Annotated in this window: 7 protein-coding genes; 2 read left to right on the top strand and 5 right to left on the bottom strand. The window is 63.0% G+C overall.

Features of this window, described 5'->3' with window-relative positions:
• The 5 genes from G4O04_08690 to gyrB all read right to left on the bottom strand — a co-directional run.
• Positions 1-743, bottom strand: a 743-nt coding sequence (locus tag G4O04_08690) for a CoA-binding protein (GenBank protein HEY58593.1), incomplete at its 3' end; no start/stop codon positions are given.
• A 231-nt stretch (positions 744-974) separates the two neighbouring features.
• Positions 975-1,826, bottom strand: coding sequence for a peptide chain release factor N(5)-glutamine methyltransferase (gene prmC / locus G4O04_08685; protein ID HEY58592.1), 852 nt, complete (start codon positions 1,824-1,826; stop codon positions 975-977).
• Between the two features lie 133 nt (positions 1,827-1,959).
• Positions 1,960-3,024, bottom strand: coding sequence for a peptide chain release factor 1 (prfA, locus tag G4O04_08680; protein ID HEY58591.1), 1,065 nt, complete (start codon positions 3,022-3,024; stop codon positions 1,960-1,962).
• Positions 3,025-3,135: 111 nt separating this feature from the next.
• Entirely contained in the window at positions 3,136-5,400 is a 2,265-nt protein-coding gene (locus G4O04_08675; GenBank protein ID HEY58590.1) for a protein kinase, read from the bottom strand.
• Positions 5,401-5,438: 38 nt separating this feature from the next.
• Positions 5,439-7,379, bottom strand: a complete 1,941-nt coding sequence (gyrB, locus tag G4O04_08670; GenBank protein ID HEY58589.1) for a DNA topoisomerase (ATP-hydrolyzing) subunit B — start codon at positions 7,377-7,379, stop codon at positions 5,439-5,441.
• A 356-nt stretch (positions 7,380-7,735) separates the two neighbouring features.
• Between gyrB and G4O04_08665 the strand changes: the two genes are divergently transcribed.
• Positions 7,736-8,938, top strand: a complete 1,203-nt coding sequence (locus G4O04_08665) for a branched-chain amino acid ABC transporter substrate-binding protein (GenBank protein HEY58588.1) — start codon at positions 7,736-7,738, stop codon at positions 8,936-8,938.
• 235 nt (positions 8,939-9,173) lie between these two features.
• Positions 9,174-9,728: hypothetical protein (locus tag G4O04_08660; protein HEY58587.1), on the top strand; the 555-nt coding region annotated here is incomplete at its 3' end.

The following is a 9,728-nucleotide window of genomic DNA, read 5'->3' as shown; positions in this document are numbered from 1 at the left end:
TGCCCGGCCTCGTAGCGCCCCACCTTGAGGGCCACCAGCGGCTTCTGAAGGCTCGCCTGCCGGGCGGTCTCCACGAATCGCCGCCCATCAGCCACGCTTTCCAGGTACATGGTCACCACGCGCGTGTGCGGGTCGGCGGCCACTAAAGGTAACATCTCTGTCTCCGATACATCAGCCTGGTTGCCCAGACTGACCAGCCGTGAGAAGCCCATCCCCTGGCCTTGTAGCCAGTCGATGACCGCGGCGGCCAGGGCCCCCGAGTGAGAGAGAAACGCCATCTCCCCCTGGGGAGGCGGAGGTGGGGCCAGGAAGGTGGTATTGAGGGGCAGGTGGGTGTCAATGACGCCGATGCAGTTGGGCCCAATGAGCCGGATGCCGTAACGACGGGCGACCGCCACCACCTGCTCTTCCAGGCGGGCGCCGGATTCGCCTGCCTCGCGGAATCCCCCGGCGGCGACGATGGCGGCCCGGATGCCGCGCTGGCCGCAGGCTTCCAGCACCTGGGGCGTGGCCGGGGCGGGCACGATGATCACCGCCAGATCGACCGGGTCGGGCACCTCGGCCACGCTGCGGTAGAGCGGCTTGCCGAACAACGTCCCGCCTTTGGGGTTGACCAGGTGCACCGCGCCGGGAAAGCCGCCCTCGACCAGGTTGCGGGCCACACCATAACCCAGACCTACCGGATTGGTCGAGGCGCCGATGACCACCACGCCTCGCGGGCGGAAAAAGGCTGCCAGACTCATTGTTCTCTCCGGACTTGGGGATGGCACCGATTCCCCCAGGGGGGATTCAGGCTCCCCCATTATACGGTGAAAATCCTGCCCCCCGTTGGCGGAAAAGATCAGGCCCGCGTTGGGCGGAGAAACCAACGCGGGCCTGATGAGGCAAGGAGGTGGGTGCAATGGAGAGTCATCTTTAGTGTAACGGGTTTGGGCTAAAAAAACCTGAAAACCCTGTGAAAGTTTGATAAGAAGTCAGGTCAAAAAGAGACAAAGCAGGCGGGGATGCCCGGCGAGGTCGGGGCGGACCTCCACATAGGCTTCGGGAAAGAGGCGTCGGGCCGTCTGGGCCGCGAGGGGGCCTTGCCCGGCGCCGATTTCCAGAAACAACGCTCCGGGGGAAGCTATTTGCACGCGGGCCTGACGGAGCAGACGGCGCACCAGATGCAGGCCGTCGGGGCCGCCGTCCAGCGCCAGCCGGGGCTCAAAGCGTGCTACGGGCAGGCGGGCCAGTTGTGCGGAAGGGATGTAGGGCAGGTTGGCGCATACCACATCCCAGGGCCCGGCAAAAGGGGCCAGCAGGTCGGCCTGTATCCAGCGCAGGCGCCGGGTCACCCCGTGACGCTGGGCGTTACGCCGGGCCACTTCCAGCGCCGCCGCCGACTGGTCGATGGCCACTATTTGAACCTCGTCCACTTCGGCCGCCAGAGAGACGGCGATGCAACCGGAGCCGGTGCCCACATCGACCACGCGTCGGGAGCCGGGATGAGCACGCAGCCAGTCCAGCGCCGCCTCGACCAGCAGTTCCGTCTCGGGCCGCGGGATGAGCACGGCCGGGGTGACCACGAAGGAACGACCGAAGAATTCCCACTGGCCCAGCACATAAGGCAGCGGCTCGCCGCGCGCCAGGCGTTGCAGGGCCTGGTGCAGGCGAACCGTCTGGCTTTCGTCCAGGAGGGCTTCGGGATGGGCCAGTACCCAGGCGCGGCTCCGGCCGGTGAGGTGGGCCAGCAGGGTCTGGGCATCGATGGCCGCCGTGTCGCTGTGGGGTGCCAGGACCCCACGGGCCAGGTTCAGGGCGTGGGAGAGGGTTTGGGGTTGGGGCATGTCTCAGGGGGATTGAAGCAACCTCACCTCTCCCCTCTCCCCCGGCTCCGGCCCGCCCCTCGACTTCGGGCTACGCCCTACGCTCAGGAGAGGCCTTCGCCGGGGGTGGGGTGAGGTCGGTCCAGCGGCTGCTTCACGCTTCCAGGGCGGCCAGACGCTCGGCTTCTTCCCGGGTGGCCAGTTCGTCGATGAAGGGGTCCAGATCGCCGTCCAGCACGGCGTCCAGGTTGTAGATGCTCAGATTGATGCGATGGTCGGTGACGCGCGACTGGGGGAAGTTGTAGGTGCGGATTTTTTCCGAGCGTTCGCCGGTGCCCACTTGCGCGCGGCGGGCAGCGTCCACCTCGGCGCGGCGTTTTTGCTCCTCCAATTCGTACAACCGCGCCCGCAGGATGCTCATGGCGCGCTGTTTGTTTTGCAACTGCGAGCGTTCGTCCTGGCACTGCACCACGATGCCCGTGGGCAGGTGGGTGATGCGCACCGCGGTGGCGTTCTTCTGCACATGCTGGCCACCCGCACCCCCCGATTTGTACACCTCGATTTTGACGTCTTTGTCGGGGATGTCAATCTCCACATCCTCCACCTCGGCCAGGACGGCCACCGTGGCCGTGGAGGTGTGGATGCGCCCCTGGGATTCGGTGACCGGGATGCGCTGCACGCGGTGCACGCCCGATTCGTACTTCAGCCGCGAGTAGGCGCCTTTGCCTTTGATGAGGAAGACGATTTCCTTGTAGCCGCCCAGGCCGGTCTCGTTGGTGGAAAGTACCTCCACCTTCCATCCCTGGCGCTCGGCGTAGCGGGTGTACATGCGGAACAGGTCGGCGGCGAACAGCGCTGCCTCCTCGCCGCCCGTCCCGGCGCGGATCTCCATGATGACATTGCGCTCGTCGCGGGGGTCTTTGGGGAGCAACAGGCGCTTGATCTCCTGTTCTAGGCGCTCGATTTGGGATTCCAGTTCGTCGATTTCCGCCTTGGCCAACTCGCGCAGTTCGGCGTCGTCGGCTTCGTCCAGGATAAGGCGGGCTTCTTCCAACCGCTGGAGCGCCTGGCGGTATTCCCGCGCCTTCTGGACGATAGGTTCCAGGTCGGCGCGTTCTTTGGCCAGTGCGGCCGCCTGTTTGTAGTCGTCGCCTACCTGGTTGAGTTCCTCTTCGATTTCGGCAAAACGCTTTTCGATTCCGGCCAGTTTGTCCAGCATAAGGCAAAACGCCTCCTGAAGGGCTTGGGAAAGGGTGAAGGGATTATACCATCGGCGCAAAAAGGGCCTGCGAACGCTCCTCGCAGGCCCGGAAGGTGCGGCTGGCCAGGGTCAAGGTGTGGGCTTGGGCCGCCAGGCCGGATCGAAGTCCAGGGCCTCGTCGGCGGTGATCTGGCGCAGGGTTTGTCCGTTGGAGGAAAGCAGGTACAGGTCGTGCGCTTCGGCGCCCTGCCAGCCTTCCACCGCCAGCCAGCGCCCGTCGGGGGAGTAGGCCGGGTCGGCCATGGCAATGCCCAGGGCCGGGTTCAGGGAATGCTCCACCAGCCCCTGCTCCGCCAGGGGCGCGCTCACCAGCATGGGGATGCCCTGAGAGGGCGTCTGGGAGTAGAGCAGGTAAACGCCGTCCGGCGACCAGGTGGGGTGCAGGTTGCGTTTGTTGCCGCTGCGCGAGAAGCCTTGTTGGGGCTGCCCGCTGGGGGGCATCAGGTAGATGCGATAGACGCCTTGGCGGGTGGAAATGAAAGCCAGTTGGGCGCCGTCGGGCGACCAGGCGGGCATGAAGTCGTCGTACGCATTTTGCGATAAGTTGGTGAGCGATTGCGTTTTCAGGTTGTAGAGGTAGATTTGGGGATGGCCGTCGCGCAGGGAGGTGAAGGCCAGGAAGTTGCCGTCGGGCGACCAGGCGGGGTCGTAATCCCCCTGGCTGGGCGGCACCAGCACCTCCATCGTTCCGCTTTGCAGGTCGAGCAGCATGATGCGGGCGTTTTCGTAACGCACCTGGTTGCGCGTGCACGGGGTGATGAAGGCCAGACGTTGCCCGTCGGGCGACCAGGCCGGCTGGCAGGCCCCGTCCGGTTCGTTGGTCAGCGGGCGGAAGGTCTGGTTGGCGATGTCGTAAAGCCAGATTTGCGCCAGCCCGCTGCGGGTGGAGGCGAAGGCGATCGCGCCGCTTTGCCCAAAGGGGGTGGGTTGGGCGACGGGGGTCAGGGTGAATTGGGTCACTAGCACCGCCGTGGCCGAGGGCGTGGGGGAGGGAAGTGCAGTGGGTGTTGCGGTTGGGGAGAGGGTGGGCGGGGCGGTTGTCGTGAAAGTCGGGCTGGCCGTCGCGCGGAGCGCTGCCGCCAGGGTGGGCGAAGGCGGCGCTGGCGAAGCCGTGGGTGAAACCACCGGGAGTGGGGCGGTGGTGGGCTGCCAAGGCAGTCCGTAAAGCCACATCTGGGCGGTGGCCAGCGGGGCCTGCGCCTGGGGCAGAGCCTCCACGGTGCCCAACGCAGGCACCGCCTGGTCGAGTTGGGCCCGCAACACGGGGTGGGCCAGCGCACCCACGGCCAGAATCAGGAGCGCGGTCAGCACGAGAAGCCCTGAGAGGACGAGACGCCCCTTTCCCCGCCGTTTGGGCATTTGGGGTTGGGTGGAGGGTTGGGCCTGAGGGGCCAGGGTCTTCCCATTCGGTGGGAAAGCGTCTGGTTCAGGCGACGAGTTCCCTTCCTCGCTGGTGCGCCATTGGGCAGTGGAAGGCTGGAGCAACCAGCGGTGCTCCTGGGCCAGGGCCTCCTGATTGGGCAGCAGATTGAGGGCTAGCAGTTGTTCTTTAAAGACGCGCACCGAAGGCGGGCGCTCTTCCCGTTGGAGGGCCAGGGCTTGCTCGATGATTGCCGCCAGTTGGGGCGGCACCTCAGGACGCAATTCCCGGATGGGGGTCAGGGAATGGGTCCCCATCAGGCGCTCGAAGGCGTCTTCCGGGGTGACGCCAGTGAGGGCCATGTAAAGCGTGGCCGCCAGGCTGTAGAGGTCTGAGCGGGCGTCGGTGTGGCCGCTGGTGCCGTATTGTTCGGGGGAGGAGAAGCCGGGGGTGACGGCTTGCGCTCCGGTCAGAGTGCGCTGATCCGCGCCACCCAACTTGGCCAGGCCGAAATCCACCAGGTACACTTGCCCTTCGGGGGTAATGCGCACATTGGCGGGTTTGACATCGCGATGGATGATGGGCGGCTGCTGGCCGTGGAGGTATTCCAGGGCCTCGCAAAGGGCCATAGCGATGGTCAGCACCTCGTGCAATGGCAGGGCGCCTTCGCGGTCGATGCGGTCCTTGAGGTCAATGCCCGGAATGTAGTCCATGATCAGGTACTGGCCTTGTCCCTCGATGACAAAGTAGTCCGTCACCCGGGGGAGGTTCGGGTGACGGAGGGTGGCCAGCAGGCGGGCTTCCTGGCGGAACTGCTCGGCGTACTCGGGTGAGGCGAAGAGGTTTTCTTTGATGGCGACTTCGACCTGCAGTACCTCGTCCACGGCGTGGTAAATCGAGCCCATTCCACCGTGGCCCAGGACCTCCAGAATGCGATAGCGATTTTGGAGCAGGTTGCCTGGCTCTAAAGGCATAGGGGCTTCCTCAGGGGCCCCGGGGGAGCCCTGTGGGGCTAAATGTCCAGGTTGCGCACTTCTTTGGCGTGGGTTTGGATGAACCGTCGGCGTGGGGGCACGGCCTCGCCCATAAGCATGCTGAAGGTGCGATCGGCTTCGGCCGCATCCTCAACCGTCACCCGGAGCAGTGTGCGGCGGGTGGGGTTCATGGTGGTTTCCCACAACTGCTGGGGGTTCATCTCGCCCAACCCTTTGTACCGCTGCAGGTGAATTTTTTCCACCGGCACGTTCATCTCTTTCAGGATTTTTTCTTTTTCGGCCTCGGTGTAGGCGTAGCGCACCTGGTTCTTGTAGGCGATGCGGTAGAGCGGGGGCTGGGCGATGTACAGCCGACCGGCTTCGATGAGCGGCAGCATGTAGCGGAAGAAAAAGGTGAGGAGCAGCGTGCGAATGTGGCTGCCGTCCACATCGGCATCGGTCATGATGATCACCCGGCCATAGCGCAGGTTGTCCAGGTTGAAGTTCTCGCCAATGCCGGTGCCCAGGGCCGAGATGAGGGCCTTGACCTCGTTGTTGGAGAGCACCTTGTCCAGCCGGGCCCGCTCGGTGTTGAGGATTTTGCCGCGCAAGGGGAGCACGGCTTGGAAGTGGCGGTCGCGGCCCTGTTTGGCCGAGCCACCGGCCGATTCACCCTCCACGATGTACAGTTCGGTTTTGTTGGGGTGACGCTCGGAGCAGTCGGCCAGTTTGCCGGGCAGGGTGAGGCTTTCCAGGGCCGATTTCCGGATGACCAGGTCGCGGGCCTGGCGGGCGGCGGCGCGGGCGCGCGCCGAGGTCAGGCATTTCTGGATGATGGCCTTGGCCGCGGAAGGGTTTTCTTCCAGGAAGGTCCCCAAGGCTTCGCTGGTGACCTGTTGCACATAGGTCTGCACCTCGGGGTTCATCAACTTCACTTTGGTCTGGCTTTCGAATTGCGGGTCCGGATGTTTGACGCTGACGATGGCGGTCAGGCCCTCGCGGGTGTCGTCGCCGGTGAAGTTGGGGTCCGAATCCTTGAGCAAACCGGCCTTGCGGGCGTAATCGTTGATGGTGCGGGTGATGGCGCTGCGCAAGCCAGTGAGGTGCGTGCCGCCGTCCACCGTGTTGATGGTGTTGGCGAAGGAGTACACGCTCTCGGTGAAGGCGTCGGTGTACTGGATGGCCACTTCAATGGTGATGTTCTCGACGGTCTTTTCGGCGTAGACCACCGGGTGGAGGACTTTGCGGTTGCGGTTGAGGTAGCGGACGAAGGCCTCAATGCCGCCTTCGAAGTAGAAGGTCATCTCGCGTTCGGTGCGTTCGTCGCGGAAATGGATGGTCACGCCGCGGGTGACGAAGGCCATCTCGCGGAAGCGCTGCACCAGGGCCTCGAATTTGTAGTCGATGTCCCCTTTGAAGATCTCACGGTCGAACTTGAAGGTGGTTTTGGTGCCCGTGTCGTTTTTGTCCACCTTGCTGATGACTTGGACGGGCGTCACCGGGCGGCCGCGCTCGTAGCGTTGGAAGTGAAGTTGGCCGTCGCGCTTGACATAGACTTCGCACCACTCGGAGAGGGCGTTCACGGCGGAGACGCCCACGCCGTGCAGACCGCCCGAGACCTTATACCCGCCCCCGCCGAATTTGCCACCGGCGTGCAGGGTGGTCATCACCACTTCCAGCGCGGATTTCCCCGTTTGGGGATGGGGGTCCACGGGAATGCCGCGCCCGTTGTCCTCCACGGTAACGCTGCTGTCGGGGTGGATGGTGATTTCAATGCGGTCGCAGGCCCCGGCCAGGGCTTCGTCGATGGAGTTGTCCACCACTTCGTAGATGAGGTGGTGCAGCGCACGCAAATCAGTGCCGCCCACATACATGCCTGGGCGGCGCCGAACGGCTTCAAGACCTTCTAAAACTTGGATGCTGGATGCATCATAGGCCGATTGAGATTGTGGGGTCACACTTTCCTCCAGAAGAACCATCTTGCCACAAAAGGGGGCCTTTAATTCTACCATAGGGGCCGGGAGGCCCGCTTCGGTTTTCTTGCCGTATGCGTCCCTTGATATCGCATGGCGAGCGCCGTCGTGAGCGGGAGAGGGCGTCACCCTGTGGGGCGAGGCGTAATATGGTAAAAGAAAGGTAAAATCTGCATAAAAAAATGCGGGAAAGCGGGAGAACGCCTTGACCCGTCTGGGGGCGGTTAGTAAAATGAAAACGATACCCTGCATGGGCTGTGATCTTCCCTGAAGGAGGTGAGCCCCTTCCCTAAAGTATTAGAGTGTGTTGTCAGCGCGTCAAGCCCTTACCGTATTCCCAATTCCCTCAAGGAGGAGGAAGAATGAAGAAACGATGGTTTGTCTTGTTGGCGCTGTTGGTGGTGGCGGCGCTGGCCTTGACGGCCTGCGGCAAGAAGGCCACCTACGAGTGCACCGACCCTCTGGGTTGTGTCGAGGTCGGTGAGGGCGAGCCGATTCAGATCGGTGTGGCCCTGGTGTTGAGCGGCCCCAATGAGTCCCTGGGGGTGGACTCCCTGGGCGGTGTGGAGATCGCCATTGACGACTTCAAGGCGGCCAACGGCGGCGGCCTCTTCGGCCATGACATCACTGTGGTGAAGGAGGACTCCCAGTGCTCCGCCGAAGGTGGTCAGACCGCGGCTCAGAAGTTGGCCTCCAACGAGAAAATCGTGGGCGTGATCGGTACCAACTGCTCCAGCGCGGCGGTGCCGGCGGCCAAGATCATCTCCGACGCGGGCATGGTGATGATTTCGCCCTCCAACACGGCGCCTTCGCTGACCGATCCCAAGACCCATGAGGCGGGCTATCTGCGCACGGCGCACAACGACAAGGTGCAGGGTAAGGCTGTGGCCGAGTTCGCCTACAATGTCCTGGGCGCCCGCGCCATGGCGACCATCCACGATGGCAGCCCCTACGCCGAGCAGTTGCAACAGGTGGCCTGCGATGTGTTCACCGAACTGGGCGGCAAGTGCGTGGCTCAGGAAGCCATCAATGTGGGCGACACCGACATGCGCCCGGTGCTGACCAAGATCGCGGCCACCAAGCCCGATGTGCTCTACTACCCCATCTTCGTGCAAGAGGGTGCTTTCATCACCCAGCAGGCGAAAGAGGTGTCCGGCCTGGAGAACACCGTGCTCATGGGCTCCGACGGTATGATCTCGCCGGACTTCCTGGAGGCGGCGGGTGATGCAGCCGAGGGGATGTACCTCTCTGGTCCTGCGGCCACCAAGAACGAAGAGTTCGACAAGAAGTACAAGGCGAAGTACGGACAGGAGCCGCCCAGCGCCTTCCACCTCCACGCTTACGATGGCACGATGATGTTGCTCGAGGCCATCAAGAAGGTGGCGGTGCAGGTGGATGGTAAGTTGTACATCCCGCGCCAGGCGCTGCGCGATGCCCTCTTTGCCACCAAAGACTTCAAGGGCCTGACCGGTACGCTGATCTGCAACGAGTACGGTGACTGCGCCGATCCGAAGATCGTGATCAACCAGGTGCAGAACGGCAAATTCGTGCCGGTATGGCCGTAATTAGCCGTTGGGAGGTCCCACTTCCATAGATGTGGTGACCGGAATTGAGGTACCGGGGGTGTCTTCTCTGTGATGCCCCCGGTACCTTCATGCGAGGATTCATCACAACATCCTGGGTGAGGATGGTGCCATGCAATCCCTTACGCAATCCAAATTTCGTGCTTGGCTGAGTCGGGTTGAGTTTGACCTTATTGTGGTGCGCCTCTTGGGGTTGGCGATTTTGGTCGTGGCCGTGATGGGGGTGATTGGTTCCATTCGCAATGCGTACTATACGCCCGAACAATGGTCGGATTTTGTGGTGTTTGGCATTTCGCAGGGTGGCGTGTACGCGCTCATCGCTTTGGGCTATACCTTGGTGTACGGTATTCTCTTCATGATCAACTTTGCCCACGGTGATGTTTTCATGGTGGGCTCCTTTGTCAGTTTCTACGCCATCACCCGCTATCGGCTACACCTCTTGCCCGCCAGCATCTACTACCGAACACAGGGTATAACGCCCACGCCGGAGCTCCTGGCCCAAGCTCCGGTATGGACTATGATGGTAGGCACAGTGCTAGTCATTCTGCTGGCCATGGCCGCCTGTGGTTTCCTCAACATTATCATCGAGCGGGTCGCCTACAAACCACTACGCAATGCCCCGCGCATCGCCGCTCTGATCACCGCCATCGGGGTATCATTCTTTCTGGAATATTTTACCGCGCTGGGCTTTGTTTTCGGCCCGGACTATTACACTTACATACGACCCATGCCTGTGATGGCCTGGGACATCGGTGGTGTTGCCATTTCCAAT

The organism is Anaerolineae bacterium, assembly GCA_011176535.1.
Taxonomy (GTDB): Bacteria; Chloroflexota; Anaerolineae; order Anaerolineales; family DRMV01; genus DUEP01.
Note: the sequence above shows the minus strand (reverse complement) of the source record. Positions and strands in the feature narration are given on the sequence as shown.

Bases quoted from the DNA above. Each gene is read 5' to 3' on its own strand.
- prmC (HEY58592.1), bottom strand. From the start codon at position 1,826: ATGCCCCAACCCCAAACCCTCTCCCACGCCCTGAACCTGGCCCGTGGG.
- prfA (HEY58591.1), bottom strand. From the start codon at position 3,024: ATGCTGGACAAACTGGCCGGAATCGAAAAGCGTTTTGCCGAAATCGAA.
- G4O04_08675 (HEY58590.1), bottom strand. From the start codon at position 5,400: ATGCCTTTAGAGCCAGGCAACCTGCTCCAAAATCGCTATCGCATTCTG.
- gyrB (HEY58589.1), bottom strand. From the start codon at position 7,379: ATGGTTCTTCTGGAGGAAAGTGTGACCCCACAATCTCAATCGGCCTAT.
- G4O04_08665 (HEY58588.1), top strand. From the start codon at position 7,736: ATGAAGAAACGATGGTTTGTCTTGTTGGCGCTGTTGGTGGTGGCGGCG.